Here is a 26,457-nt window from a genome sequence, read left to right as displayed (position 1 = left end):
CGTCAGGGGCAGAGCGCGTGCGAGAGTATCGCGACGGTGTCCGGCTGGTCCTTCGGCGTCGATGTCAGCGTCACGGTGAACGCACGATCGGGCGTCGCACCGGACAGCGTGTAGTACCCGTAGATCCCACCGCTGTGGCCGATATAGGTGACGCCGCAGGGAAGTTCGGTGGCGCCGACGCCCAATCCGTATCCGAGTCCCTCTGCTTCGGTGGCGGCGACCTGAGGGGTGGTCATCTCGGCAAGCTGCTCGGCCGGCACCACCTGCCCGTCGAGTAGTGCACGCCAGAAGGCATTCAGGTCTGCGCCCGTCGAGACCATCGCTCCGGCAGACCAGGGAACCGACGGTTCCGTGCGGGAAACATCGGTCAGGCCACCGTCGAGATCCTGATAGCCCGTCATGTGGTCGCCCCTGATGTCGCGCTCACCGGCCGGCGGGAGGTACGTGTCTTCCAGGTCCAGCGGATCGAGTATCCGAGACTGAAGTTCGTCGGCGTAGCTGCGGCCGGTCACGGATTCGACGAGCATTCCGAGAACGATGTAGTTGGTGTTGGTGTAGACGAACGACGTTCCGGGGACGAATTGCGCCGGTTTGCCGAGGGCGATGGCGACCGCGGCGGACGGCGTCAGCGTTCGGTTCTCGTTTGCGGCAATCCATTCGTCGGCTCCGGGTTCTCCGGCGAATTCGGGAAGGCCGCTGCGGTGTTGCAGCAGCTGCCGCACGGTGATTGCGCTGCCGTTTATCCCGGTCCCGCGTAGCTGCCCCGGAAGGTACCGCTCGATCGGTGCGTCGAGGTCGATCGTACCCTCGGCGACTAACTGCAGAACAAGCGAAGCGGTGAATGTTTTTGTCACACTTCCGATCCGGACGCGGTCGTTCTTGCCGATCGAATCGCCGTTGGTCCGGTTGGGCACGCCGCTCGTCATCACAGCCGTCGTGGTGCCGTCGTCGAGTGTTGCGATCGACCCGACGACACCCGACCTGGTGAGTCCGTCGAGATCCGATTGAATCTCCACTGCGCGCTGTAGCGTCGAGCAACCGATCAGCACCGTGGTGGCTCCGATGATGACCGCGGCGACGAGCAGGTATGAGCGCATGAGTCGAATCTATGGATCTCGTCGCTGGATCGGATCCAGGAAATCCCCCATCATTCCCTGATCTTCCGCCAGGCCGGGACGTAAGGCCTGTTTGTTGAAAACCGACAAATCGGATCAATCATTCCTGTCCGAACGCCACGTCCACGCCGTTAACATCCGAACGAAGTGTTTGTTTTCACGTGTCTTACCAGTTCACGGCTATCGAGGTGCGCTGCCGCGCGCCGAAACGACTCCCACGAAGGACGGATGCATGAAGAAGTCGACACTACGCACGGGAACGGTCGCGGCTCTGCTGACCGGAAGTGTCCTGTTGCTCTCCGCTGCCCCTGCCTCGGCCGATCCGGGAAGCCTCGGCAGTGGCGGCAGTAGCGGGAGCTCCGGCAGCCTGGGAAGCGCGGGCAGCATCAGCAGTGGATCAGCCGCCCTGCCCATCCCGAGTCCGGCAGGCCTGATCGCGCTGGCGGCAGCGAGCACTCAGACCGGAAAGCCGTACCAGTGGGGCGGCGTCGGGCCGAACTCGTGGGACTGCTCCGGGCTGGTGCAATGGGCGTTTCGGCAGGCCGGGGTGAATCTGCCACGGACCAGCCAACAGCAGGCCAACGTCGGACAGCCGGTTCCGCGGTGGGCCCTCGCTCCCGGCGACGTCATCACGTTCTATCCCGGAGCGACGCACGTCGGTATCTACGCTGGGTTCGGAATGGTGTTCAACGCCTACGGTGTTGGTGTTCCGACCGGACTGACACCCCTCACGGATCTGCCGATCAACAACATCCGCAGGTTCTAGAACCTGCACAGAACCTTCACAAGTCCTCCCAGGTTCATCCACGACGGCCGAATACAGTCAGTTCCATGAGTCAGCGAAGAGTGCTCGTGGTCGACGACGAGGTCAGTATCTGCGAGTCCATCGCGGCGAGGCTGCGCGCCGAGGGCTACGACGTCGAGCTGGCGTTCGACGGTCCCAGTGCGGTGGCCCGCTGCGAGGAGATGGACGCCGACCTGGTGGTGCTCGACGTGATGATGCCGGGATTCGACGGACTCGAGGTCTGCCGCCGTATCCAGGCGGTGCGCCCGGTGCCCGTGCTGATGCTGACCGCCCGTGCCGATGAAACCGACATGCTGATCGGTCTCGGTGTCGGGGCCGACGATTATCTGAGCAAGCCGTTCAGCATGCGTGTCCTCGTCGCCCGTGTTCAGGCATTGCTTCGGCGCGCTGATCGTGCGGAGCACGCTGCTCGCCCGGTGGCCGACCTCCTCGAGTTCGGCGACGTCGTGATCGACCTGACCGAGCGTCGAGTACGCCGTGATGCCCAAGAGGTTCACCTGACTCGCACCGAGTTCGATCTCATCGCCTATCTGGCGGAACGGCCGCGAGCCGCGATCCCGCGGGAGTCGCTGCTCGAGGAGATCTGGGGCTGGGGCGAGGGAGCGGGTAGTCGGACCGTCGACAGCCACGTCAAGGCGCTACGACGCAAGCTCGGACCTTCCGTGATCCGGACCGTTCACGGCGTCGGGTACGCCTGGGACGTGCCGCGATGAGCGGCGTCGACAGAGTCTTTGCGCGGTGGCCGCGGCCGTTGGACCCGATGCGATCCTTCAAGGTGAAGGTCGGGCTCTTGGTTGTCGCAGCACTGTTGTTCGCCTCCGGTGGGTTTTGGCTGACGTCGCAACAACCGTTTCGTTTCGCCCTGCTGACGGCTTTGGTTGTTGCTCTGGCTGTTACGCAGGTCCTCGCACACGGAATGACCTCGCCGCTTCGTGAGATGACAGCAGCGGCGAAGGCCATGGCACAAGGAGACTATTCGCGGCGAGTGCGAGCGACTTCTCGTGACGAAGTAGGCGAACTCGCCCATGCGTTCAATCGGATGGCCGAGGACCTCGGGGCTGACGACCGGTACCGCCGCGAGCTGATCGGCAACGTCTCCCACGAACTACGCACGCCCATTACCGCTTTGCAAGCCATGCTCGAAAACGTCGTCGACGGTGTCGAAGAACCGGATCCGGCGATGATGAAATCGGCGCTGCGGCAGACGGAACGACTGGGCGCGCTGGTAGCCGACCTTCTCGATCTCTCGAAACTGGAGGGTGGCGCAATGCCGTTGAAGCGCCGCCGTTTCGAGGTCGAGCCGTTCCTAAGCGAGCTGTCGAGTGTGAGTGCGGGCGACATCGAGATAGACGTGAAGCCTCCGCAATTGTCTGTGGTCGCCGATCCGGATCGCCTCCATCAGGTGGTGACCAACCTGGTGGACAACGCGGTTCAGCACGGGAACGTCGACACCAAAGTTGCCATCCGAGTACGTACCGGCAGCACTGGGGAGTTGGTGCTCGACGTACACGACGACGGCCCCGGCATCGAACTACAAGCACGAGAGCGAGTGTTCGACCGCTTCATCCGCGGCGGATCGACCGACGGGGGCACCGGGCTCGGTCTCGCGATCGCGAAGTGGGCGGTCGAATTACATGACGGCAGGATCGCCGTCGTCGATGCCCCGTCGGGATGCTGCATTCGAGTAGTGCTGCCGCAGAACTGAATCAAAGTCCCTGACGAGATCGAGAGATCTCGCGATGGCGCATGCCTTCATCGGCATTCGTCTGTACTTCCGAACCTGAAAAATTGAACCAGAAACATAGGAGATCACATGAGCGCTCCGATAGTAATTCCACCGAAACCGCCGATGCCGGCCGTAAAACCCAAGCGTCCCAGCCGGTTCTGGCGTCCCGATCGCACGTCGATGGCTACCCGCTCGATGCTCCTCGGTGCGGCCGCAGTAGGGGTGCTTGCGGCCCTGATCCTCGACCCAGGGTTCGCGAGTATCGCGTACGTGATCGTGGGTGCCGGTGTGGTGATCGTCTTCGGGATTCTGACGCCTCCGCGGATGACCGTGCCGCAGTGGGTCGCCGCCATCGGGATGCTCGCACTGCTGGGTGTTGCCGCCGTTCGCGGTGCGGAGTGGTTGGTGTTCATCTGCGTCGTAGCTGCGTGGGTTCTGTTCACGTGGACTCTGATCGGCGGGCGGACGTGGACCGGGATACTCCTGGGAACGGTGGCACCCTGGCGGGCGCCCCACCGGACGGTGAACTTTGTTCGTCGTCGAAAACTCGCTACCCGCTCTGCTCCGCGGGTGCCGGCGGCGCGGGTTGTCGTCGTGAGCGCGGTGTCGGTTGTCCTCCTGCTGATCTTCGGATCTTTGTTCGTGAGTGCGGATCCGGAGTTCGCGAAGATCTTCGGCGGCTTCGCTCCTGCCATCTCGGTGTCCAACCCGGTGGCACGAATCTTCGCCGGTGTCGTGATGGCGTTCGGCACACTGGTTGCGGTGTATCTGCGTCGCAGAACGCCGACGGTGGACGCATTTGCGCCTGCGCCGGCGACGCCGTTGCCGATGTGGGAATGGGCGGTCCCGCTCGGAGTGCTCAACGTCCTGTTCCTCGGTTTTGTTGCAGTGCAGACGAAGACACTGTTCGGGGGAGACGAGCACGTTCAGGTGACCGACGGACTGACCTATGCGGACTACGCGCGTGAGGGCTTCTGGCAGCTCATGGCGGTAACCGTGCTGACGCTGCTCGTCATCGCCGTCGCAGTGCGGTTCATCGACCGTCGCGACGCTGGATCGAGGCGTCTGGCCCGCGGTCTGTTGGGTGCACTGTGCCTCTTCAGCCTGGTGATCGTGGCGTCAGCCGTGCACCGGATGTGGTTGTACGAGAATCAGTACGGTTTCACGGTGCTGCGCGTCAGCGTTTTCGCGACAGAGCTGCTTCTGGGATTCGTGTTCGTGTTGTTGCTCATCGCAGGTATCCGGATGTCCGGGAAGTGGTTGCCCACAGCTGTTCTCGCCACTTCTGCCCTTGCTCTGCTGGCATTCGCGGTGTTCAACCCCGACGCGTACATCGCGCAGAAGAACGTGGAGCGGTTCGAGGGCGGTAAGAGCATCGATGTCTCCTATCTACACGGGCTCTCCGTCGACTCGGTGCCTGCCTTGGATCGTCTACCGGAGCCGCAGCGCTCGTGCGCGTTGAGTAGGTATCGATTCGGAGTGCCAGGTACGAGTGCGCCCTGGGAGTTCAACGCGGCGCGTGAGAAGGCCCGCGACATCGTGGAGACTCGCCCGGTGGGGCCATGCCTGCAGATGTATACGGTCGGATAGACGCAGGGTAATTGTGCAGCCGCGCGGCAGATATCGCGCGCGGCTGCACAATCCGCCAGCATCGCCGGGTCGATCAATGCACGGCGAGTGAGATTTTCTCCCGTTCTTCCGCGGGCACGACGTCGCGTGTGGAGCGCAAGTCGATGGTCACGCTGCGCAACGTGCCGCGGTAACGGAAGGTGCCGTGTTCGGCGAACTCCTCCGCGACCGGGCTTCCCCGGTTGATGCCGACGTCCAGTTGTTCGTTCATGCTGAAGATCGCCCGCGTGGTCTTCTCGATCCGGCCCTCGGAGACAACCTCGCCGTCGACACTCAGGGTGGCGGTTCCGCCCTTGCCGATTCCGCCGCCGTCGTACTCGAAGTGAACGGATACCTCCCTGGCGTCGGCACTCAGCTGACCCGGCCCGCGAACGTAGGTTCGGCCTCCACCGCTGAAGTTGTAGCAGTAGACCGGGACGGAATCGAGTACGTACAAAGCGAATCCGCCGAACCGACCACCGAGGCTGACCAGCATGCCGTCCGCAACGCTCCCCAGACTCGCGGTCAGCGTGTACGAGCGGTTGAAGAACGTCGGTGCAGCCTTCTCGACCAGGCCGTTCATGTGTGGGTACAGCGTGAGGGTCTTGCGGCCAATCATCGGGTGTGGTGGTCGTGATTCCGCGGTGGCGTGGCGGCCGACCGTTCTGTCGTCCAACGGCAGTACCTGATACTTGGCGGCCTCGACGAGGAATTTTTCCTTGAGCCGGGCCAGGATCTCGGGATGCTCGTCCGCGAGATCGCGGGCCTGCGACCAGTCGACCGAGGTGTCGTACAACTCCCAACGATCTTCGCTCATCGGTGTGAGTTCGAGGCCGTGAGTGGCCATCAGCCAGGGGGCGCGGTGCGCCGTGACTGCTGTCCAGCCGTGATCGTAGATTCCGCGGTTGCCGAAGATTTCGAAATACTGTGTGGTGTGGCGCTCTTCGGCGTCGGGCTCGGCGAAGGTGTAGTTCATCGCCACGCCCTCCATCGGTTTCTGGGTGACCCCGTCGACGCTGGTCGGTGCCGGAATACCGGCAGCTTCCAGGATTGTCGGCGTGATGTCGACACAGTGATGCCACTGCTCCCTGATGCCTGGCTTGTCGATCCCCCTGGGCCAGTGGGCGATCAGACCGTTTCGGGTACCACCGTAGTGGGACGCAACCTGCTTGGCCCACTGGTACGGGGTGTCGAGGGCCAGAGCCCACGACGCCGGATAGTGCGGGTAGCTGGTTTCGGTCCCCAATTCGTCGTAGCGCGCCAGTACGTCGGATGTCGCACTCTTGTAACCGTTGAGGCCGGCGAGGTAGTTGAACGAGCCCTCCATTCCGCCTTCGGCGGAGGCGCCGTTGTCACCCATCATGTAGAGCACCAGGGTGTTGTCGAGGACACCCATGTCCTGCAACCGGTCGACGAGCCTGCCGACCTCGTCGTCGGTGTGCTCGAGGAACGCCGCGTACAACTCCATCAGACGTGCCGAAACCTTCTTCTGGTCGTCGTCGAGTTCGTCCCAGTGCGGGAGCCCTGGAGCCCACGGGGCCAACTCGGTATCAGGAGCGACGACGCCCAGTTTCTTCTGCTTTTCGAGGGTGATCTCGCGTTGGCGATCCCATCCGTGATCGAATTCGCCGGCGTACTTGTCCAGGTAGCTGTCCGGGACCTGAAGTGGGGCATGGCAAGCACCGAAGGGGAGATAGCAGAACCACGGCTTGTCCGGGTCCATCGTGTTGACACCCTCGACCCATTCGATCGCGTGGTCGACCAGATCCTCGGACAGGTGGTATCCCTCCTGAGGTGTCTTCGGCAAGTCCACCAGCGTGAAGTCCTCGTAGAGCACTGGCGTGAACTGGTCGGACTCGGCGCCGAGGAATCCGTAGAACTTGTCGAAACCCTCACGGATCGGCCATCGATCGAACGGCCCCGCCGCGGTTGTCTCCCAAGTCGGGGTCTGGTGCATCTTGCCGAAAGCGCCCGTCGCATAGCCGTTTCCCTGCAGGACGCGGGCAACTGTCGCTGCGGAAGCGGGCCGGGTCCCGTTGTATCCCGGTGCAGCGTTCGCCATTTCGGAGATGACTCCCATGCCGACGCTGTGGTGATTGCGCCCGGTCAACGTGGCAGCGCGCGTCGGTGAGCACAGAGCGGTGGTGTGGAATCGGCTGTACTTCACGCCGGTCTCGGCCAATCGTTCGGCGGTGGGTGTGCGGCACGGGCCACCGAACGCGGAGGGCGCCCCGAATCCGACGTCGTCGATCATGATCAGCAGCACGTTCGGCGCACCGGCGGGTGGGCGAAGCGGTTCCGGGCGGGTGTACGGGGGATTCTGATCGGGGTAGTACACGGCGGCCGCGACGTTCGGCGTCTCGGGAATGATCGGGATGGAATGGCGATTCACCAGCAGGCTCCTTGGCGTGTGCAAAATCGGGTCGATTAAGCAGTCGTCTTAATTTGGAGCGTATCGGTCCGGATTCAGTTGACGCCGTAGGTCTCGCTGACTGGGACAATAACCCCCGTGAGTAGTTAAAGAGTCCCTGCACTCCTTAACCACTCACAGGGGTTGGGTCTTGCAGAATTAAGACAGCGACTTATATGGTCGGTGCATGCCCGCCTCGCTGGACGCCAAGAACGCCATGATCGCCGTCGCCGAGCGGATGTTCGCCGAACACGGTATTCACGAAGTGTCCATGCGGGATGTGGCGACTGCGGCGGGACAGCGCAACAACTCTGCGGTTCAGTATCACTTCGGTGGCCGAGACGGTCTGGTGCTGGCCGTATTCCGGCATCGGATGGATCAGATCAACGCAGCGCGACTGACGTATCTCGACGACATCGACGCCAGTGGGCGGACCGACTTGGTCCGCGCATTGGTCGAAGCCTTTCTGTACCCGCTGGCAGATTTTCTGGCGACGGTCGACGGTTCCAACTATGCGAGGTTCATTGCCCGAATCTCACCGTCGGTGGATACGCAGAGTGCTGAGTTCCGCGAGGTCAGCGAGGGGATCAACGAAGTTGTCATCAGGTTGACGCGGGCGTTGCCGCATCTACCTCGCCGCGTCGCGGTCGAACGGATCGATCTGACGTTCAACATGAGCGTCTCCGCTCTGGCCATCTTCGAGCAGCGCCGCGAAGACGAAAACCTGGTTTTGCAGACAGATTTCGATACGACGGTGGACCATCTGGTTGATCTCGCGGTGGGAGCCCTGACTGCACCCCAAAGCACACACGAGCAAAGCGGGTGCACGCGTCGACTGACGTGTGACCCTTCAGGACACGACAGGACGGAGTCATTTGATGGCTACCCTTAAATCATCGCGCACAGTTCGAATCGGTAATCACACAATCGAATTCGGACCACGCGGAATGCGGCGAAATCCGGAAGGCGTTGAATCGAACCCGTACGAGCGGTTCACTCTGACACCCGTCACACCGTTCATCGGTGCCGAGATCAGCGATATCGACTTACGCGATCCGTCGGAGGATCAGATCGAGGATCTACGTCGGGCCCTACTCGAATGGAAAGTGGTCTTCTTCCGCGACCAGCCGATTTCGAGTCTGAATCATCGTGACTTCGCCGCCCATTGGGGTGAACTCGAGATTCATCCACTTCTCCCGCAGGGAGAGGTCCCGGCCGTCGTCAGATTCGAACGCGGAGAGGACAGTCCAGGCACCGAGAACATCTGGCACGTCGACGTCACCTGGACAAAGACACCGCCGCTCGGTTCGGTCCTTCGGGCGATCGACGTGCCGCCGGCCGGCGGCGACACCTTGTGGGCGGATATGGGAAATGCTTTCGACTGCCTCCCGGACGAGATCAAGGAATTGATCGACGGCAAGGACGCCATCCACGATTTTGTGCCGTCCTTCGGACGCGGCATGAGTCCGGAGAAGTTGGAGCAGATGAAGGAGCAGTACCCACCGGTTCTGCATCCGATGGTCCGTAAGCATCCGGAAACCGGGCGTAAGACGCTGTTCGTCAACAGCCTCTTCACCACCCACATTCCGGATATGGATCCTGCCGAAGGTAACGATCTGCTCAACCTGTTGTTCGCACAGGTCAAGGTCCCGGACTTTCAGTGCCGCTTCAAATGGGCGCCGAATTCCATTGCCTTCTGGGACAACCGGGCTACCCAGCACTACGCTGCGAGCGACTATTTTCCTCATCGCCGCGTGATGGAGCGGGTAGCAATCCTCGGAGACGTGCCCTTCTGATTTACCTCTGCGGAATGCGGATGATGCACCGGAAGCCGACGTGGCAGGTCGAGGACTCCTCGGATTCGCCCTGCCGCGCGGCAGGGCGGTAGCGCAAGCAATAGTTCGGTGCACACAGATGTGAGCCGCCCTTGATCACCCGTCGCGCGTAAGGTTCGCCCGCCAAGGCTTTCGTGGCGAATTCCGCGCGTGGATTGTGCGGAATGCAGCACGAAGAGGCAGGGGCGACATTCTTCGAACTGTGGGCGTGATCGGACGTGTAGTGATCGGCCGTCCATTCCCACACGTTTCCGGCCATGTCGAGCAGTCCGTAGCCGTTGGGCCGGAACTTTCCGACTGGCGCGGTGCGCTCGTACCCGTCCTCGAGCAGGTTCTCCCAGGGGAACTGTCCCTGCCACACATTGCCACCAGGCCGCCCGCCCGGAGCGTCGTGATCGCCCCACACGTAGGCCTGGCGATCGAGTCCGCCGCGGGCGGCGAACTCCCACTCGGCCTCCGTCGGGAGTTCCTTGCCGGCCCACGCGGCGTAGGCCTGGGCGTCGAAATACGACACGTGGGTGACCGGGTGCCGTTCACGTCCCCCGATGTTGCTGTCGGCTCCCTCGGGATGGCGCCAGTCGGCGCCGGGAGTGAACGACCACCACTGGGTGTAGTCGTCGAGGGAGACCGGACCGGGTGGTGAAGTGAAGACCAACGATCCCGGAACGAGGAGGGCGGGGTCGGCGTCGGGATAGTCGGCGGCATCCGGAGCGATTTCGGCAGTGGTGACGTGGCCGGTTGCCTTCACGAAGCGACGGAACTCGGCGACCGTCACCGCCGTCGTGTCCATCCAGAATTCGTCGACTGTGACCTGATGAACTGGGCGTTCTTCCGGATAGAAGTCTTCGGAGCCCATCCAGTACGTCCCACCCGGGATCAAAGACATGTTCTTCGGGGGAGTAGCCGTGGAGTGAGGCGTCGTCATGAATTCAAGAATGGCACGTTGGTCGCACCGATGTGGGGAGAGTCCCACCTGGTGCCCTCGGCAGGATTCGAACCTGCGACCCTTCCTTTAGGAGAGGAATGCTCTATCCCCTGAGCTACGAGGGCGGGGAGCGCACCGACAAGCGCTGAAAACCCTGTGCTGCCGGGGTTTTCGCTTCTCGATGCTGCTGTTGCCTCCGCTAGGCCTGTCGGCACGAAGCCTCAGGCGTCACAGCTGCGCTAGTCAGTGTAGCGGCCCGCCGACGCGGTGGCGAAGTCGACGGTGTTATCGCGTGCAAGCTGCCGGCCGAACCGATCGCACTGATCGCAATGGTGGTCACCGCGGAGTAGGCGCGGCATGGTGCGGGAATGACCCGCAGAATCCGCTTCAACGCCTTTGCCATGAACTGCGTCGCCCACCAATCGCCAGGTCTTTGGCGCCACCCCGAGGACCAGTCGTCCAGGTACACGGATCTGAGGTACTGGACGGAATTGGCGAAACTTCTCGAGCGTGGACGATTCGACGGACTCTTCCTGGCCGATGTCTTGGGAACGTACGACGTCTACGGCGGGAACCACGACGCAGCGTTGCGGCAGGGCGCGCAGGTACCGGTCTCTGACCCACTACTGCTGGCGTCGGCGATGGCTGCCGTGACCGAGCACTTGGGCTTCGGTATCACCGCAGGTACAGCTTTCGAGCATCCCTACCCGTTCGCTCGACGCTTGAGCACCCTCGATCACCTGACGAACGGGCGAATCGGGTGGAACGTGGTCACTGGATACCTCCCGTCGGCCGCACGGAACATGGGCGAGGACGACCAACTCCAGCACGACGATCGCTACGACTACGCGGACGAGTACCTCGAAGTTCTCTACAAGTTGTGGGAAACGTCGTGGGAAGACGACGCGGTGGTGCGTGACAGTAGCACCGGGGTCTACACGGACCCCGCCAAAGTTCATCCGATCGAGCATGAAGGCAAGCACTTCACGGTTCCGGGTATCCACATCTCCGAACCTTCTCCGCAGCGGACGCCGGTCATCTTCCAGGCCGGCGCGTCGCCTCGCGGGGTTCGGTTCGCCGCCGAGAATGCCGAGGCGATCTTTGTCGGTGCACCGACAAAGGCGATTCTCAAAGACACCGTTGCCCGCATCCGAAACGAGCTGGCCAAGGTCGGACGCGATCCGTACTCGGCCCGCATCTACACACTGTTGACGATCATCACCGACCGAACCCCGGAGTTGGCGCGGGCGAAGCTCGAGGACTACCGCAGTTACGCCAGTAGTGAAGGCGCGCTCGTTTTCACCTCGGGGTGGATGGGAATCGACCTCTCCGGATACCGAGCGGACGAGCCGATCGGGAACGTCGAGAGCAACGCCATTCAATCCGCGGTCGCATCGTTTCGTCAGGCCGACGAGAAGGGTGGCGAGTGGACGGTGGGAGACATCGCGGAGTGGGCGGGCATCGGAGGACTGGGCCCGATCGTTGTCGGTTCCGGCGCGGAGGTCGCCGACGAGTTGCAGGAGTGGATTGCCGAGACCGACGTCGACGGTTTCAATCTCGCGTACGCGGTGACGCCCGGGACCTTCGAAGACATTGTGGAGCATGTCATTCCGGAGCTGACCAAACGGGGCGCTTACCAGAGCGACTACGACGCAGGGACGCTGCGCAACAAACTGTTCGGGCGAGGGGACAGGTTGCCGCTCGAACACCGAGGCCGGAGCTTCGACCGGATCCGCACTACCGGCTGAGCGAGGACCTCAGGACCAGCCTGACCCGGGTACGTGAACCGAGGTGGTGAGGTCGATCGCCTCGATGTCCGAAGACCTCAATTCCTCACCACACACACTGCAAGCCAAGCGTGCTTCGAATCGCTTACCGCAGGCCTTGTGATGGAGAACGATGTCGGGGCCGTCCGCGGATCTGAACCAACGCTGGCCCCAGGCGATCATGCACATCACTACGGGGAAATACGCCGTGCCCTTGGCGGTGAGTCGATACTCAGACCACTGTGGGCGATCCGGAAGCGGCCGCGTTTCCATCACACCGATCTCGGTGAGGTGCTTCAAGCGATCGGCGACTATCGCCGGTGGTGCCCCGGTGATCTCGGCGAACTCTCCGTAGCGGCGAGCGCCTCGGAAAGCTGCACCGATGATCGCCGCTGACCAGCGATTGCCGACGAGTTCCATCGTGTGAGCCAGAATTTCCGGTCGGCGTTCGGATTTGGTGGAGCGTCGCCGCGATGTTGCTTCGGGGACACTGCGTGAGAAGTCGCCACTCGGGCCCATTTCGGAGTCCAGAGACCGTACGTCCACGTCCTCGCCGCACTCCTTGCAGCGCAGGATCGGGGTGAAGTCGTTTCCGCAGGTGCTGTGCCGCAGTGGTGGTAGCGGCGCGGTTTCATTGGGCGCCCACTGCTTCTCCCACGACCACATGGTGATGAGGACGGGCCAGATCGACTGCCCTTTGCGGGTGACCGAGTATTCGTGCCTGGGCGGGTTCTGCTGATACTCACGACGCTCGAGCATTCCGCCGGACGTCAAGATTGCCAACCGTGCGGACAACACGGAGTTGGAGATTCCCCCCAGTGCCAGCCAGTCGTTGTAGCGCCGCGACCCCAACAAGGCGAACCGCAGAATCCAGAGGTTCCACTCGTCCCCCAACAACCCGAGCGTGACGGCCAGTGCGTTGGGTCCGCCTGCGGGCAACTCGGTGACGCCCACCGACGCCGTGGGTGTCGAAGAGTCGGTTGCATTCACTCGTACCACCCCGAAATCATAGGCCGCGAACCCAGCGGCACCGCGAGAGCGTACCGAGTGGTCTGCAGAAAGAGTCGGGAATCACTCGGTACGGGCAATGAGTAACGCTTCCTGAGTGATCTGGCAGATCTGGAGTCCGGATCGATCGAAGACCGCCGCATTCACGACTGCTCTGCCGGCGTGAGCTGTGGGGGTCGAGTGCTCGAAGAGGAGCCACTCGTCCGCCCGCACAGGGCGTTGAAACCACATCGTGTGATCGAGGGACACACCAGTCCAGTCCGTGTCGAGCGAGTGCTCCTGCCCGATGTCGTAGCCGTGCGGAGTCAGTGCGGTTGCCATCAGCATCAGATCACTGGCATAGGCGAGAGCAGCCACGTGAATCAGTGGATCTTCGCTCAGTCGCTGCGCCGAACGCATCCAGATGTTGCGCGGAGGCGCCGCCGAATGTGTCGTGGGGGACTGCGAATCGAGTGGTGACACACGAATCTCGATGGCGGAGAACTCCTCCCACACTTCTCCTAGTCCACCGTCCGCCTCGGCCAACTCTTGCAACGTCACGCACTCTTCGGGCGGGAGTGCTGCGGGGACGGCACGACTGTGAGTGATGCCCTCGTCGATCGAGGAGGACGAGACCGTCGAACGGCAGACGAGTCGTCCGCCCTGGTGGACGTCGACGACTCTGGTGGACAGGCGCTTTCCGTCGCGAAGACGATCTACCGAGAACTCGGTCGCGCAATTCGTCGACCCGGGGCGCAGGAAGTGCGTGTGGACGGAACTGATCGCTTTGCCGTCGGTCACCGTGTGTCCGGCTGCGAGAATCGACTGGGCGACCAGTTGGCCGCCGAACAACTGAGGAAGTCGAACACCGTCGTTCGACCCTTGCCACCGGTCCGGGCCGGTCGATTCCAGGTCGAAGACGTCGGCGAGGCCACTAGTGGGGGCGGTCACGACGCGTGGTTTCGTGCCGGGCGGGGTGGACGGGGAAAGAATCCGCTGGTCCGGGCGACGTAGTCGTCGTAAGCCTGTCCCTTGCTCTTGCGCATGCCACGTTCGAGCAACGCCTTACCGCTGTAGCTCACCAGCAGTTTGATCATCACGATCGGCGAGATGATCGTGATCAGCGCCAGTGGATCACCGAGTGCGAGGATGAACAGTCCGACCCAGACGCACGCATCGCCGAAGTAGTTGGGGTGCCGAGTCCAGGCCCACAATCCACGATCCATCACCTTTCCGGTATTGGCAGGATCAGCCTTGAAGCGGGAAAGTTGGTAATCGCCAACCGATTCGAAGGCGAAGCCGATGGCCCAGATGGCGATACCGATCGCGCCGACGACGCCGAGGGCACGAAACTCGTACATCGCGAACTGGACGGGCAGCGACACCACGAGAATGAGGACGCCCTGGAGTCCGTAGATCTTCCGAATCAGGAACGGAACCAACGGTCCCTGTTGATGTTTGAGTAGGGCAGTGTACCGCTTGTCCTGTCCGTGCCCCCGGTTTCGGAAGCCGATGTACAACCCCAGTCGCATCCCCCACACCACGGTCAGTGCAAGGACAACGAGGCGACGCAGATCGTTTCCTTCCGATCCGATGGACGTCAGGTACGAGACGACGGCGACGACGGCGAAGCCTGGCCCCCAACAGATATCGATGATCGAGTGATTGTTCATGCGGATGGCGACGGCCATCACTGCAGCGATGAAGACGAGTACGGCGAGTGCACTCACTCCGAAGTTCAGTGCTAGATCGCCCAGTGGGATGTCGGTCACGCGTGCGCCTTCCGATTGTGGTGGTCGAGCAGTTCGGAAGCGAAGTCCGCGAAGGCTTCCTGTGCGCTCGGATAGGTGTGAGGTGTGCCGAGTCGACTGGCTACGAGCAGTGCATCGAGCGCCGTGGCATCGAGTTCGGTGGTGGTAGGTAAGAATTCGGTCGATCCCTCGACGGCGTCGGCCGAACGCACGCCGTTCCCTGCCGTGACGATCACCTGACCGTTGGTAGCGGACTCGGGATCGACAAGGGCGGTGACTACCGGTGCGACCAAGTCGGCTCCCATGATGTCGACGAATTCGGGGTTCATTCCGGATTCGGTCATCTGCGTAGTGGCATAGGGAAGAAGGACATTGGTGAAGACGTTGCGGTTCGCACCTTCTGCCGCTGCGGTGCGGCCCAGGGCGATCACGGCTCCCTTGCTTGCGGCATAAGCAGATACGGTGGGCTCACCGTGCAGTCCTGCGGTCGAGGCAATCATCACGATGCGTCCGAACCCGGCTTCGCGCATCACGCGGGAAGCTTCGGCTGCAACCAGTGCGGTCCCGACGACGTTCGTCGTGATGACGGTACTGAGGTTCTCGGCAGTGGTGCGGTGGAGCATCTGCGGACCGCTGACCGCGGCGCTGGTGATGCAGAAATCGAGTCGTCCGAACCGAGTGAGAGCGTCGTCCACCAACTTTCGACCGACTTCGGGGTCGGTGACGTCGTCATGGTTGGCAACGGCCTGTCCGCCGGCTTCGAGGATTTCGTCGACAACCTGATCTGCGGGGCCTCGGTCGCTCGAATCGAGTGTGCGATTTCGATTGTTGACGATCACCGTGACGCCTCGGCTTGCCAGATGCAGCGCGACGGCACGGCCGAGGCCCTTACCACCTCCGGTGACGACGGCAACGCGACCGGAGAGTCCACTGGCGGTCATGAGGCGATCCGTTCGACGAGCACGGCAACTCCGACGCCTGCAGCGCCACTGACCGCGGCCACGCCGTATCGCCCGTCGCTTCGAACCAGTTCGTCGACGCACGCGCCCACAAGAATTGCTCCGGTAGCGCCGAATGCATGGCCCATCGCCATCGTTCCGCCGTTGGGGTTCATCCGGTCCGGCCCGGCGTCGAGATCCCGACGGAACCGTAGGCAGAGCGCGGAGAAGGCTTCCGCGAACTCGAACACGTCGATGTCCTGCGGACGCAGTCCGGCTCGCGCGATGACGGCCTCCACGGCGCTCTGACCTGCCGTGAGCATGAGAACCGGATTCACCGATGTCGACGCGGACCCGATGATCCGTGCGCGAGGTGTCAAACCGGCTCGGGCAGCTGCTTTCTCGGACCCGAGGAGTAGGAGTGCCGCTCCGTCGGCCATGGCGGGCGAGGATCCGACGGTGTGCAGGTGCTCGATCTTTCCGACCTCTGGGTAGGCGGCGAGCGCGAGAGCGTCCTGACCTCCGGCGCCGAGTCCTTCGAATGCGGCCGGAAGTGCTGCGAGTCCCTCTGCGCTCGTGTCTGCCCTGACCAGTTCGTCGTGTGCGATTCCCGCCTCGCCGTTTTTTCCGGGAACAGGCACAACCGACCGCTCGAACGCCCCGTTGCGCCACGCTTCGGCAGCCTTGTGCTGGGTTTCGACGCCGTAGGCATCCAACTCGTCGCGGGAGTACCCCTCGATCGTGGCATTCAAGTCGGCGGCAACACCCATATGGATGGAGCCGATCTGCGCGATAGTCGCCGGGTCGGTCCACAGTGGTCCGCGATCACTGAACATCGGGGTGCGGGAGACGCTTTCGACACCGCCTGCCACGACGAGGGAAACGTCGTCACTTCGGATGCGGGCTGCGCTCTGGCCGACTGCGTCGACACCGGATGCGCAGAATCGATTGAGAGTCGCGCCGGGAACGGAGTCGCCCCAACCTGCCAGGAGTGCGGCAGTTCTCGCGATGTTCGCGCCCTGCTCGTCCACCTGTGATGCGCAACCGAGAACTACGTCGTCGATCTGGTCTGCGGAGAGGTTTGTTCGACCCTGCAGAGCCTTGGCCAGGTGGACGACAAGATCCACGGGGCTGTGTTCGTGGAGGGCGCCTCGCGCCGATGCTCGACCGCGCGGCGTGCGCACGTAGTCGAGGACAAAAGCATCAGTCATTTTCAACCCTTCAATTAGTAGAGTTACTCTGCTAGTTGTAGTACGGTTGCGATGAAATTACAACCGCCGATACACGGGTATCTCGGTGACGTCACCGGGGCCGGATCGGCAAGGGGAGAGGTCATGACTGTTTCGAACATTTGGATTCTCGGCGGGTACCAATCCGACTTCGCACGAAACTTCACCCGTGAGGAACTCGATTTCGCGAACCTTGCCGAAGAGGTGGTGAACCGCACGCTGGCCGCGGCGAAGGTTCCTGCGACCGACATCGAGGTGATTCACGTCGGTAATGCCTTCGGCCAGTTGTTTGCCGGCCAAGGTCAGCTGGGTGCGATGCCTGCCACCGTCCATCCGGAACTCTGGGGTGTGCCCTCGTCCAGACACGAGGCGGCATGCGCATCGGGCAGTATCGCGGTACTCGCCGCAATGGCAGACCTGCGTGCCGGGAACTACGACGCCGCTCTGGTGATGGGTATCGAACTGGAGAAGACAGTTCCGGGTGACGACGCAGCGGGTCATCTTGGTGCCGCAGCCTGGGTCGGACACGAAGGTCGGGAAGCAAAATTCATGTGGCCGTACATGTTCGATCGTGTGTCGAAGGAATACGGGCGCCGTTACGGGATCGACGAATCTCACCTGCGCGCGATCTCGCAGATCAATTTCGCGAACGCGAAGAACAACCCCAACGCACAGACACGCGGTTGGTCGGTGCCCGATCTGCTCGGAAATGCGGGTGGTGACGACACTACCAATCCTGTTGTGGAAGGTAGTGTTCGACGATTCGATTGCAGTCAGGTGACCGACGGTGGTGCCGGGGTGGTGCTGGTGACGGACAAGTACCTTCGTGAGCATCCTGGCGCCGCGGCGACTCCTCTGGCTCAGATCGCGGGCTGGGGCCACCGCACCGTCGGTTTGGGCCTCGATCAGAAACTGGCGCGTGACGCGGAGAATCCCTACGTGATGCCACACGTTCGGGATGCGGTGATGGACGCCTTCTCTCGGGCCGGAGTCGATCTGGCCGGGATAGACGGGATCGAAACACATGATTGTTTCACCGCGAGCGAATATCTCGCGATCGACCACATCGGTCTGACGGCGCCTGGCGAGTCCTGGAAAGCCATCGAGAGTGGAGACATCGCCATGGGCGGCAAGCTACCGATCAACCCGAGCGGTGGTCTGATCGGCGGCGGTCATCCGGTGGGCGCCAGCGGTGTCCGCATGCTTCTCGATGCGGCCCATCAGGTGACAGGAACGGCCGGCGGCTTCCAAGTCGAGGGCGCAAACCGCTTTGCGACGCTCAACTTCGGCGGAAGTACGGCCACCACCGTCAGTTTTGTCGTCGACGCCGTTTCCTGAATTGCAGCCCAGTCTTTCCCCATCAGTCGAAAAGAGAATTCCATGGACGTCGAAATCGTAGGCAAGTTGTTGTCCACCCTTCCCGCCGATGACGATCACCCGTATCGCACCGGTCCGTGGCAACCGCAGACCACCGAGTTCCAAGCGGACAACCTCGAAGTTGTGTTCGGTGAGGTTCCGAAAGACCTCGACGGTGTCTACCTGCGAAATACCGAGAATCCGCTTCATCCCTCGATGAAGGCGTATCACCCCTTCGACGGTGACGGCATGATTCACATCGTGGGCTTCCGCGACGGAGAGTCGTTCTACCGCAACCGATTCGTACGTACGGACGGATTGGCGGCCGAGCAGGACGCCGGCGGCGCCTTGTGGGCCGGGCTCGCGGAGTCTCCCAAACTCAGTCGCCCCGAGGGCGGCAAGGGTGCGCGCACCCGGATGAAGGACGCGTCCAGCACTGACGTCGTCGTTCACCGGGGGACTGCTCTCACCAGCTTCTACCAGTGTGGGGATCTGTATCGGCTCGATCCGATGTCGGCGGAGACACTCGGAAAGGAAAGCTGGAACGGCAAGTTCCCCTTCGAATGGGGCGTGTCCGCGCATCCGAAGGTGGACGACAAGACCGGAGAAATGCTGTTCTTCAACTACAGCAAGGAAGCCCCGTACATGCACTACGGCGTCGTGGACTCGGCCAACGAGTTGGTCCACTACGTCGATGTCCCACTTCCCGGTCCGCGGTTGCCACACGACATGGCCTTCACGGAGAACTACGCGATCCTCAACGACTGCCCGTTGTTCTGGGATCCGGTTCTGCTCCAGAAGGGCGCGCACGTCGCGAATTTCCATCCCGAAATCCCGCTCCGTCTCGGAGTCATCCCACGCCGCGGAAACACCGCTGACATCAAGTGGTTCGAGGCGGATCCGACGTATGTCCTGCACTTCGTGAACGCCTACGAAGAGGGGGACGAAATCGTTCTGGACGGTTTCTACCAGGGCGATCCGGAGCCGTCGGACAACGGGATGGGCAATCAGTGGGAACGCGCCTTCCGCTTCCTCGCTCTCGATCGTATGCAGACCCGACTGCACCGCTGGCGTTTGAACCTGGTCACCGGAGCCACGCGTGAAGAGCAGCTCAGTGACTCGATCACCGAATTCGGCATGATGAACGGGAATTTCGCGGGGGAGAAGTACCGATACGCATATGCGGCTTCGGGTAAACCGTCGTGGTTCCTGTTCGACGGCTTGGTCAAACATGACCTGCTGACGGGGAACGAGGAGCGATTCTCCTTCGGCGACGGTGTGTACGGCAGCGAGACGTCGATGGCGCCACGTGTGGGCGGTACCGCGGAAGACGACGGTTATCTCATCACGTTGACCACTGACATGAACGAGGATGCGTCCTTCTGTCTGATCTTCGACGCCGCCCGCGTCGGAGATGGTCCACTGTGCAAACTTCGCCTCCCCGAACGGATTTCGAGTGGTACCCATTCGACGTGGGCTCCGGGGGCCGAGCTTCGTCGCTGGCAGACCGCCGACACCGCCGCCGAAGCGGTCGGACTGTGACGGACGCGCCCGGCACGGGCACGTGGGAGATCTTGCGGCAGGTGGTGATCGGTGCACGAGATCTGGACAAGACCGGCCGGCAATTACGTGAAGCGTTGAATCTGGCACCAGGATTCGCGGATCCACTGCTCGAAGACATCGGTTTGGCCGACGAGACCCTTGCCGTCGGGCCGCAAGCCTTTCTGGAGATCGTCGCACCGCTCGACGAGACTGTCTCGTTGGCGAGATGGATCCGAAAGGGCGGAGGGGAGGGCGGTTATGCACTCTCGATCCAGGTATCGAATATCGCGCCCTATCTGGAACGTGCAGCCGCGGTCGGTGTTCGGACGGTGGCCGATCTCGAGGCCTACGGGCACCGGATCGTCCAGCTCCATCCCGGTGATCTCGGCCTGCTCGTAGAACTCGACGAGATTCCCGACGCCGACGAGTGGTTCTGGGACGAGACGGAGAAGGAGGTTTCGGTCGATCCATGGGTCGACGACATCCTCGGGGTCGACGTGTCCTCTCCCGCTCCGGCCAAGACGGCGACGCTCTGGGCCGAAGTGTTCGGAAAGAAATCGGCTTCGAGGCAAACACTCTCGATCACGCTGGGATCGCGCGTCGTGTCGTTCGTTCCGGGGGAGCGGTCGATGCTCAGTGCAATCGATCTGGCGGCGTCGAGCGGCGCCTCTGCCGTCGAGCCCGGTCTGAGTCTCGGCGGCGTCGAGTTCCGGATTCACCCACGCTGAAGCTTGCCTCACATCGAACGACAGAAATCGGGGCCGATCGCTCGAAGCGATCGACCCCGATTTCTTGTCATGGACTCAGGCGAAGTCCTGTCGCAAGCGAGTCTTGAGTAGCTTTCCACTCGCGTTGCGTGGCAGCTCCTCGACGAACCGAACTGCACTGGGGCACTTGAAGTGAGCCAGCCGCTCGCGTGACCACTCGATGATCTCGGCTTCGGCGGCACCAGAGTCGCCGGCTCGAACGACCACCGCAATGGGAGTCTCACCCCAGCGATCGGAATGAACGCCGACTACGGCGACCTCCCGGATTCCGGGGTGGCCGGAGAGAACGCTCTCCACCTCGGCGGGATAGACGTTCTCACCGCCGGAGACGATCATGTCCTTGAGACGGTCGTGGAGATAGAGATACCCGTCCTCGTCGAACGATCCGCCGTCTCCGGTGCGAAGCCAGCCCCCGTCCAACATGGTGGCGGCAGTAGCCGCCTCGTTGCGCCAGTAGCGCTTCATGACGTGAGCGCCGCCGATGACGACCTCGCCGCGGATACCGACTGGGACGTCTTCGAGGGTCACGGGATCGATGATGCGGATGGGTACGCCGAACATCGGCTGCCCGACCGACTTCAACCGATGCGCGGTCGACTCGTCGGTCGCCCGATGATCTTCAGGGGTCAGCATCGTGACGCCGCCGGTCGATTCGGTGAGTCCGTATGCCTGCAGGAAACTGCATCCGAAGACTTTGGTGGCGTCCTGCAACAGCGGCAGTGGCATCGGAGCGGCTCCGTAGACCAAGAACTGCAGGGCGCTCCAATCCGCCTCGCGTACAGCAGGGAGCGAGGTCAAGACGCTGATCACCGCGGGAACGGCAACCGCATGCGTGACCTCGTACTCCTGCATCAGCGCCACCAGTTCGAGGGGTCCGGCGATGGTCTTGAGAAGGAGGGCACCGCCGCCGAGCGTCGTGACCAGGGCGAGACCCAGTCCGGCTACGTGGAAGAAGGGAACCGGGCACATGGCCACCGAATCGGTGTCGAGATCGAGCAGGTGATACATGGTCGCGAGTGCGCGGCCGAGGTTGGCGCCGGTGAGTTCGATTCCCTTGGGGTGGCCGGTGGTTCCTGACGAGTAGAAGATCAGCGCTGTGTCGTCGGGACGGCGCGACGCCCCCGGATCGTCGTCCCCGACACCGGAAAGCCAGTCGTTCCACGAGACCGAGTTTCCGGCGCCGTCCACCGTGACGACGGTCCGGACGCTACCGACCGCCGCAGCGACGCCGGAGAGGCCCTCATCGCCTGCTCCGAGTACGACGACGGTCGGCTCGCTGTTGCTCAGGATGTAGTCGACCTCGCCCGGTGCCAGCCGATTGTTGACGGCCGTCAGAATCGAGCCCATCTTCGAAGATCCATACAGAACGGAGAGAAAGGACGGTGCATTGGCGCCGATGTACGCCACCCGGTCACCTGGTCGAACACCACCGCGCAGAAGTGCATTCGCGACACGATTGGCTTCGATGTCCAGTTCGCGGAAACTGGTACGACCGTCATCGGAGATGACGGCGGTGCTCTCCGGACTGGCAATCGCCCGGCTGCGCAGCAAGTCTTCGAGATTCTGCACGGGGCGTCCATCGGGTAGGAGCGCGTTCACAGAAGGTTCGCGGGTGCCGGGTTCACGGGTGGCAGTCGAACCTACGGCTGTCGGCTGAGTTGTCATGCTGAATGCTCCAATCTGAAGGGGGCAAAGACAGGGGGTTCGAAAATGCCGGTGGGAGCAGCGAGTACATGCTCGACGGCGCGTAGTGCCGGGCCCGCGGTGATGAACTGACCGGCGGTTGTCCGGCTGTGCGGATCCTGTGGTTCGACGAGATTGACGGTCATCACGATCTCGGGTTTGCCGTACAGGTGGACCTCCCATTGATCGCGCCCCACGTATTCCTCGCGATCGGGTTCCATGGTCCAGATGATGGCCAGAGTGAGGAACTGCTTTCCGTCGACGATTGCGTGCCAGCGCCATTCGGTGGTTCCGACGGTTCCCGCGGCGATGCGTCCGGCGGCGACGTCGAGATCCGTTCGCGCCGCGACGACCCTGTGATCGGACACGACTTCGTCGTAGGTGATGCCCAGTCGTTCGCACATGAACGCGATGGTTTCCAGATACAGCGACGCGTACAGCGAGGGCAACGGCCCGGTGCCGTCCAGTTCTTCCGGGGGCGAGCCCATCCCCATGACATTGAACGCGAAGTCGGGGTCAGGCATGCCGCGAGCGTCGAGCACCTCGTCGATCGTGATGCGGTCGAGTTCGATCGATGTTCCCGTCAGCGCCAACGCCAATCGCTCACCGATGACACCCGGGCTCACCCCGACGCCGAAGAGCGTCGAATCACCTTCCTTGCATGCGTGGGCGAACATGTGCTCGCGCTCGATGCCGTGTGCGCGGGGGAAGTGCTGCCCGGCCGTCGTGATCACGTTGATCCCGGCGCGAAGCAGACGGCACAGATCGTCGTCGTGTCGTTCGTACGGAATCTGCAAACGTGGACTGTGGATGAGAACCTGTGGGCGCGAGCGGATGATCTCGTCCACGCTGCGTGTCGCGATCACGCCCGTCGGCGCGCGTCTGGCTATGTCGCCGGCATCGCGACCGGCCTTGGCGTCGCTGTACACGTACAGGCCGACCAACTCGAGGTCGGGACGATCGATGATTCCGCGTAGTGCCGTCTTGCCGATGGCACCGGTCGCCCACTGGGCAACACGAATCGGAGCGCTCATGATCGGGTGGTCAATTCGCCGGCGAAGAGGAGCTTGCCCAGTCCGCGTTCGTACCGAATCGGGTCGCGGGCGAGGCGCGCACGTGCGTCGATTGCCATGAAATCGGTGTCGCACGTCCACTCACCGCGCTGCATGGCGGCGAGTCCGGTCGCGGCAATGTCGAGGGGTTTTTCCTTGTGGCCCTGCACATGTGACGCCATGCGGGTGTCGACGCTGCCGACGATCAAGGACGTGACAGTGATGCCGTGCGGTTCGAGTTCGGCGCGAGCGATTCCGCCGAGTGACAGAGCGGCCGCCTTGGCCGGCGAGTAGCCACCCATGAAGGCGGTTGGAGCGATTGCGGCCACCGAGAGGACGTTGACTATCGATCCTCCGCCGCGGGCGGCGAGCACCGGCGCGAAGGCTCGGATCATCGTCAGCGGCCCGAAGTAGTTGACCTCCATCTCGGCTCGTGCAGCCGCTTTGTCGTCGGCCTCGATCAGCCGATTCCCGGTGAACAGTCCGGCGTTGTTGACGACGACCGTTGTGTCACCACACTTCGCGGCGGCAGCGTCGACGAGTCCTGGATCGGTGACGTCGAGTTCGACGATGTGTGCTCCGGTGGCTCGGAGCTCGGCCGGTGCATCGTCGGGATTTCTCACCCCCGCATAGATTTTGGTTGCACCCATCGACTTCGCCTGTTGGACGAAGGCCAACCCGAGGCCTCGATTGGCGCCGGTGACGAGGACGGTAGCGCCCCCTATCGGAGTTCCGCGAAACGTTGTCATGAGTGCTCCTGTGCCTGTCGGGTGTAGATGAGGTCGTCGGGATATTTCTTGCTCTTCTTCAATGACGATTCGGGTGCGAGCATCCCGAAGATCCAGCCTTCGGCTGTGGCCATGTCGTGGTTCCAGTCCCACCGCAGTGCGCGGTGGCGGATTCCCCACCTGCCGTCCTCGAAGCCGAAGCGGTCGATCAAGCGCGCCGAGGTGAGTGTGTCGGCTATGCCGTGCGAGTGCTTGATTCGTGCGAATGCGAGCACGTAGGACTCGACGTGTGCGGTGTCCCCGTCGAGTTCGATCAAGACGTTGGTCAGGGCGTGGGTCGTCAGCGACCGCGGGTGCGTGATGGCCCCGGCGATGTGGTCGACGTAGTCGTCGGCAGTGCCGGTGAAGACCCCGCCGTGGTCTTCGGTTGCACCTGGTAGGTAGCACTGCCGGGCGCCCTCGACGTCGCCGCGATCTGCGGCTCGGAGGAAACGCGCCAGAACCTCGTAGATTTCCTGCTTGGCGACCAGGGCTTCGATCGGGCTGTACTCCCGAGTGCCCGGGCCCCCGCCGGTATCGACTGCGCGAATGTCGTTGGACCTCACGATGATGTCCCTTCTCGGCTCCGGAGAGGAGTCGCACGTTGACGGAGTGCCTCTGCTTACTGTAGTAATCTCTATCACACTGTTAATTGAAGTGTCACGAGGAGGTGAAACCAATGCTTGGAACCACACCACCCGCACAACCCGGGAATGCGCCGGTTGTACTCACGCTTTCCGGCGTATCGATCGAATTCGGCGGTGTCACCGCTCTCGACGACGTCGGCTTCGACGTCCGCGCCGGTCAGATCTGCGGGCTCATCGGACCCAACGGCGCTGGTAAGACCACGCTGTTCAACTGCATCACAAGGATTTACGAGCCGAGCCGGGGCGTCATCACCTGGCAGGGAACCGATCTACTCGGGCTGCGCCCCTATGCGCTCGCGTCGGCCGGGATCGCTCGAACCTTCCAGAATCTCGCACTGTTCAGCGGCATGAGCGTCTTCGACAACACCATGGTCGGTGGATCGTCTCGGGGTCGCTTCGGTCTGGCAAGCGGGCTTCTCGGCTGGCCTCCAGCGCGCGCTCGAGTCCGAGAACTGCGAGATAAGGCCTGGTATCTGCTCGAACGCCTCGAACTCGTCGACGTCGCGAACGCACCTGCGGCAGGCCTTCCGTTCGGAACACTCAAGCGCGTCGAGCTGGCGCGAGCATTGATGTCCGAGCCGTCGCTACTCCTGCTGGACGAACCTGCCGGTGGGCTCACGCACAGTGAAGTCAAGGAACTGGGAGAACTGATCGTCTCGCTCCGCGACGACTTCGGCTTCGGTGCGCTTCTGGTCGAACACCACATGGGATTGGTGCTCGGGATCTCCGATCACGTTGTAGCCCTGAACTTCGGCCACAAGATTGCCGAGGGAACTCCGGTGGAGATCCAGCAGGATGACGCCGTTATCAACGCGTACCTGGGACGTGCCGCATGACGCTTTTGAAGGTCGACGATCTGCATGCCGGCTACGGGCGAGGCAATGTACTGCACGGGGTTTCGCTCGATGTAGAACCTGGTGGGGTCGCTGTTGTTCTCGGTGCGAACGGCGCCGGAAAGACCACCATGATGCGTGCGCTGGCCGGTTTGATTCCGCATCAGGGAACGATCACCTTCAACGGTTCGCCGTTGGGTTCCAAACCGGAACGCGCCGTGGCCGCCGGCGTGAGCCTCGTCCCGCAAGGCCGCGGAACTCTCGGTCAACTGTCGGTGCGGGACAACCTGCTCGTCGGCGCTGCGTTGCGTAAGGACAAGGCTGAGATCACAGCCGACATCGAGCGGTGGTGCGAGACATTTCCGGTACTCGGTCGTCGCTCGACGCAACTGGCGGGCTCACTCTCGGGTGGCGAACAGCAGATGCTTGCGGTCGCGCGCGCACTGATGAGTCGTCCCACACTGCTTCTGTGCGACGAACCCAGCCTGGGTCTGGCACCCATCGTCATTGCCGAATTGTTCGACACGCTCGGTGCGATCAACCGCAGCGACGGAACTGCACTGCTGATCGTGGAACAGAATGCCGATCTCGCAATGAAACTCGCGTCGAAGGTCTTCCTGCTCGACGTAGGCACCATCGTCGCTGCCGGAACGCCCGAGGAATTTCGTTCCGACGACGTCGTGCGCAGCGCTTACCTCGGGTACCAGGAGTAAAC

Annotated in this window: 24 protein-coding genes and 1 tRNA gene; 12 read left to right on the top strand and 13 right to left on the bottom strand. The window is 62.6% G+C overall.

From position 1 onward, the window contains the following. Positions 1-2: 2 nt before the first annotated feature. Positions 3-1,097, bottom strand: a complete 1,095-nt coding sequence (locus R4P65_RS17000; protein ID WP_317827379.1) for a serine hydrolase domain-containing protein — start codon at positions 1,095-1,097, stop codon at positions 3-5. A gap of 250 nt (positions 1,098-1,347) precedes the next feature. On the opposite strand from R4P65_RS17000, the gene R4P65_RS16995 reads away from it, so the two are divergent. The 4 genes from R4P65_RS16995 (at position 1,348) to R4P65_RS16980 (ending at position 5,236) form a co-directional block, all read left to right on the top strand. Continuing rightward, positions 1,348-1,881 carry an NlpC/P60 family protein gene (locus R4P65_RS16995; RefSeq protein WP_317827378.1) on the top strand — a complete coding sequence of 178 codons (534 nt, stop codon included), beginning with the start codon at positions 1,348-1,350 and terminating at the stop codon, positions 1,879-1,881. Between the two features lie 65 nt (positions 1,882-1,946). Next, positions 1,947-2,633, top strand: coding sequence for a response regulator transcription factor (locus R4P65_RS16990; protein WP_317827377.1), 687 nt, complete (start codon positions 1,947-1,949; stop codon positions 2,631-2,633). Then, positions 2,630-3,625, top strand: a complete 996-nt coding sequence (locus R4P65_RS16985; protein WP_317827376.1) for a HAMP domain-containing sensor histidine kinase — start codon at positions 2,630-2,632, stop codon at positions 3,623-3,625. Before R4P65_RS16990 ends, R4P65_RS16985 begins: the two co-directional genes overlap by 4 nt. Before the next feature lie 108 nt (positions 3,626-3,733). Then, positions 3,734-5,236: a DUF4173 domain-containing protein gene (locus R4P65_RS16980; RefSeq protein WP_308251480.1), complete on the top strand. Its 1,503-nt coding sequence runs from the start codon at positions 3,734-3,736 to the stop codon at positions 5,234-5,236. Positions 5,237-5,309: 73 nt separating this feature from the next. Here R4P65_RS16980 and R4P65_RS16975 read toward each other — a convergent pair whose 3' ends face one another. Beyond that, complete coding sequence (locus tag R4P65_RS16975; RefSeq protein ID WP_317827375.1) at positions 5,310-7,646, bottom strand: arylsulfatase; 2,337 nt, start codon at positions 7,644-7,646, stop codon at positions 5,310-5,312. Positions 7,647-7,851: 205 nt separating this feature from the next. Here R4P65_RS16975 and R4P65_RS16970 point away from each other — a divergent pair, with 205 nt between their 5' ends. Beyond that, a complete protein-coding gene (locus R4P65_RS16970; RefSeq protein WP_230814428.1) occupies positions 7,852-8,556 on the top strand; it encodes a TetR/AcrR family transcriptional regulator in 705 nt (234 codons plus the stop codon). Continuing rightward, entirely contained in the window at positions 8,543-9,460 is a 918-nt protein-coding gene (locus tag R4P65_RS16965; RefSeq protein ID WP_230814427.1) for a TauD/TfdA dioxygenase family protein, read from the top strand. The genes R4P65_RS16970 and R4P65_RS16965 overlap by 14 nt, the downstream gene beginning before the upstream one ends. A gap of 1 nt (position 9,461) precedes the next feature. Here R4P65_RS16965 and R4P65_RS16960 read toward each other — a convergent pair whose 3' ends face one another. Next, a complete protein-coding gene (locus tag R4P65_RS16960; RefSeq protein WP_317827374.1) occupies positions 9,462-10,424 on the bottom strand; it encodes a formylglycine-generating enzyme family protein in 963 nt (320 codons plus the stop codon). 49 nt (positions 10,425-10,473) lie between these two features. Continuing rightward, positions 10,474-10,549: transfer RNA gene (locus tag R4P65_RS16955), tRNA-Arg, on the bottom strand. Between the two features lie 243 nt (positions 10,550-10,792). Between R4P65_RS16955 and R4P65_RS16950 the strand changes: the two genes are divergently transcribed. Beyond that, a complete protein-coding gene (locus R4P65_RS16950; protein WP_317827373.1) occupies positions 10,793-12,172 on the top strand; it encodes an LLM class flavin-dependent oxidoreductase in 1,380 nt (459 codons plus the stop codon). Positions 12,173-12,181: 9 nt separating this feature from the next. Here the strand turns inward: R4P65_RS16950 and R4P65_RS16945 are convergent, their stop codons facing one another. The 5 genes from R4P65_RS16945 to R4P65_RS16925 form a co-directional block, all read right to left on the bottom strand. Beyond that, a complete protein-coding gene (locus R4P65_RS16945) occupies positions 12,182-13,180 on the bottom strand; it encodes a helix-turn-helix domain-containing protein (RefSeq protein WP_317827372.1) in 999 nt (332 codons plus the stop codon). A gap of 81 nt (positions 13,181-13,261) precedes the next feature. Then, positions 13,262-14,128 (bottom strand): acyl-CoA thioesterase, encoded by an 867-nt coding sequence (locus tag R4P65_RS16940; protein WP_317827371.1) that lies wholly within the window; start codon positions 14,126-14,128, stop codon positions 13,262-13,264. Next, complete coding sequence (locus R4P65_RS16935) at positions 14,125-14,949, bottom strand: DUF1295 domain-containing protein (protein WP_230814414.1); 825 nt, start codon at positions 14,947-14,949, stop codon at positions 14,125-14,127. The genes R4P65_RS16940 and R4P65_RS16935 overlap by 4 nt, the downstream gene beginning before the upstream one ends. After that, positions 14,946-15,869 (bottom strand): SDR family NAD(P)-dependent oxidoreductase, encoded by a 924-nt coding sequence (locus tag R4P65_RS16930; RefSeq protein ID WP_230814413.1) that lies wholly within the window; start codon positions 15,867-15,869, stop codon positions 14,946-14,948. Before R4P65_RS16930 ends, R4P65_RS16935 begins: the two co-directional genes overlap by 4 nt. After that, a complete protein-coding gene (locus tag R4P65_RS16925; RefSeq protein ID WP_317827370.1) occupies positions 15,866-17,077 on the bottom strand; it encodes an acetyl-CoA C-acyltransferase in 1,212 nt (403 codons plus the stop codon). Before R4P65_RS16925 ends, R4P65_RS16930 begins: the two co-directional genes overlap by 4 nt. A 123-nt stretch (positions 17,078-17,200) precedes the next feature. On the opposite strand from R4P65_RS16925, the gene R4P65_RS16920 reads away from it, so the two are divergent. From R4P65_RS16920 to R4P65_RS16910, 3 genes are read left to right on the top strand one after another with little or no spacing between them, the layout of a single operon-like run. After that, a complete protein-coding gene (locus R4P65_RS16920) occupies positions 17,201-18,433 on the top strand; it encodes an acetyl-CoA acetyltransferase (RefSeq protein ID WP_317827369.1) in 1,233 nt (410 codons plus the stop codon). Positions 18,434-18,475: 42 nt separating this feature from the next. Further along, complete coding sequence (locus R4P65_RS16915; protein ID WP_317827368.1) at positions 18,476-19,993, top strand: carotenoid oxygenase family protein; 1,518 nt, start codon at positions 18,476-18,478, stop codon at positions 19,991-19,993. Then, the gene (locus R4P65_RS16910; RefSeq protein ID WP_317827367.1) at positions 19,990-20,721 is read left to right on the top strand and encodes a hypothetical protein; all 732 of its coding nucleotides are present in this window, start codon (positions 19,990-19,992) and stop codon (positions 20,719-20,721) included. The genes R4P65_RS16915 and R4P65_RS16910 overlap by 4 nt, the downstream gene beginning before the upstream one ends. Before the next feature lie 75 nt (positions 20,722-20,796). Here the strand turns inward: R4P65_RS16910 and R4P65_RS16905 are convergent, their stop codons facing one another. Genes R4P65_RS16905 through R4P65_RS16890 form a run of 4 tightly spaced genes read right to left on the bottom strand, consistent with a single transcriptional unit; the run spans position 20,797 to position 24,828 of the window. Next, the gene (locus tag R4P65_RS16905) at positions 20,797-22,425 is read right to left on the bottom strand and encodes an AMP-binding protein (protein WP_317827366.1); all 1,629 of its coding nucleotides are present in this window, start codon (positions 22,423-22,425) and stop codon (positions 20,797-20,799) included. Further along, complete coding sequence (locus R4P65_RS16900; protein WP_317827365.1) at positions 22,422-23,477, bottom strand: dihydrodipicolinate reductase; 1,056 nt, start codon at positions 23,475-23,477, stop codon at positions 22,422-22,424. Before R4P65_RS16900 ends, R4P65_RS16905 begins: the two co-directional genes overlap by 4 nt. Continuing rightward, positions 23,474-24,244 carry an SDR family oxidoreductase gene (locus R4P65_RS16895; protein WP_317827364.1) on the bottom strand — a complete coding sequence of 257 codons (771 nt, stop codon included), beginning with the start codon at positions 24,242-24,244 and terminating at the stop codon, positions 23,474-23,476. The genes R4P65_RS16900 and R4P65_RS16895 overlap by 4 nt, the downstream gene beginning before the upstream one ends. Then, the gene (locus R4P65_RS16890) at positions 24,241-24,828 is read right to left on the bottom strand and encodes a nuclear transport factor 2 family protein (RefSeq protein ID WP_230814405.1); all 588 of its coding nucleotides are present in this window, start codon (positions 24,826-24,828) and stop codon (positions 24,241-24,243) included. The genes R4P65_RS16895 and R4P65_RS16890 overlap by 4 nt, the downstream gene beginning before the upstream one ends. Positions 24,829-24,941: 113 nt before the next feature. Between R4P65_RS16890 and R4P65_RS16885 the strand changes: the two genes are divergently transcribed. Both R4P65_RS16885 and R4P65_RS16880 read left to right on the top strand, forming a co-directional pair. After that, positions 24,942-25,745: an ABC transporter ATP-binding protein gene (locus R4P65_RS16885; protein WP_317827362.1), complete on the top strand. Its 804-nt coding sequence runs from the start codon at positions 24,942-24,944 to the stop codon at positions 25,743-25,745. Continuing rightward, the gene (locus tag R4P65_RS16880) at positions 25,742-26,455 is read left to right on the top strand and encodes an ABC transporter ATP-binding protein (protein WP_317827361.1); all 714 of its coding nucleotides are present in this window, start codon (positions 25,742-25,744) and stop codon (positions 26,453-26,455) included. Before R4P65_RS16885 ends, R4P65_RS16880 begins: the two co-directional genes overlap by 4 nt. Positions 26,456-26,457: the final 2 nt, after the last annotated feature.

The organism is Rhodococcus sp. IEGM 1318 (assembly GCF_033142465.1).
Lineage (GTDB): Bacteria > Actinomycetota > Actinomycetes > Mycobacteriales > Mycobacteriaceae > Rhodococcus_F > Rhodococcus_F qingshengii_B.
The sequence above is the reverse complement of the archived record's forward strand: the minus strand, read 5'-3'. Positions and strand labels throughout refer to the sequence as shown.

Bases quoted from the DNA above. Each gene is read 5' to 3' on its own strand.
- R4P65_RS17000 (WP_317827379.1), bottom strand. From the start codon at position 1,097: ATGCGCTCATACCTGCTCGTCGCCGCGGTCATCATCGGAGCCACCACG.
- R4P65_RS16995 (WP_317827378.1), top strand. From the start codon at position 1,348: ATGAAGAAGTCGACACTACGCACGGGAACGGTCGCGGCTCTGCTGACC.
- R4P65_RS16990 (WP_317827377.1), top strand. From the start codon at position 1,947: ATGAGTCAGCGAAGAGTGCTCGTGGTCGACGACGAGGTCAGTATCTGC.
- R4P65_RS16985 (WP_317827376.1), top strand. From the start codon at position 2,630: ATGAGCGGCGTCGACAGAGTCTTTGCGCGGTGGCCGCGGCCGTTGGAC.
- R4P65_RS16980 (WP_308251480.1), top strand. From the start codon at position 3,734: ATGAGCGCTCCGATAGTAATTCCACCGAAACCGCCGATGCCGGCCGTA.
- R4P65_RS16970 (WP_230814428.1), top strand. From the start codon at position 7,852: ATGCCCGCCTCGCTGGACGCCAAGAACGCCATGATCGCCGTCGCCGAG.
- R4P65_RS16965 (WP_230814427.1), top strand. From the start codon at position 8,543: ATGGCTACCCTTAAATCATCGCGCACAGTTCGAATCGGTAATCACACA.
- R4P65_RS16960 (WP_317827374.1), bottom strand. From the start codon at position 10,424: ATGACGACGCCTCACTCCACGGCTACTCCCCCGAAGAACATGTCTTTG.
- R4P65_RS16950 (WP_317827373.1), top strand. From the start codon at position 10,793: ATGACCCGCAGAATCCGCTTCAACGCCTTTGCCATGAACTGCGTCGCC.
- R4P65_RS16930 (WP_230814413.1), bottom strand. From the start codon at position 15,869: ATGACCGCCAGTGGACTCTCCGGTCGCGTTGCCGTCGTCACCGGAGGT.
- R4P65_RS16925 (WP_317827370.1), bottom strand. From the start codon at position 17,077: ATGACTGATGCTTTTGTCCTCGACTACGTGCGCACGCCGCGCGGTCGA.
- R4P65_RS16920 (WP_317827369.1), top strand. From the start codon at position 17,201: ATGACTGTTTCGAACATTTGGATTCTCGGCGGGTACCAATCCGACTTC.
- R4P65_RS16915 (WP_317827368.1), top strand. From the start codon at position 18,476: ATGGACGTCGAAATCGTAGGCAAGTTGTTGTCCACCCTTCCCGCCGAT.
- R4P65_RS16905 (WP_317827366.1), bottom strand. From the start codon at position 22,425: ATGACAACTCAGCCGACAGCCGTAGGTTCGACTGCCACCCGTGAACCC.
- R4P65_RS16900 (WP_317827365.1), bottom strand. From the start codon at position 23,477: ATGAGCGCTCCGATTCGTGTTGCCCAGTGGGCGACCGGTGCCATCGGC.
- R4P65_RS16895 (WP_317827364.1), bottom strand. From the start codon at position 24,244: ATGACAACGTTTCGCGGAACTCCGATAGGGGGCGCTACCGTCCTCGTC.
- R4P65_RS16885 (WP_317827362.1), top strand. From the start codon at position 24,942: ATGCTTGGAACCACACCACCCGCACAACCCGGGAATGCGCCGGTTGTA.
- R4P65_RS16880 (WP_317827361.1), top strand. From the start codon at position 25,742: ATGACGCTTTTGAAGGTCGACGATCTGCATGCCGGCTACGGGCGAGGC.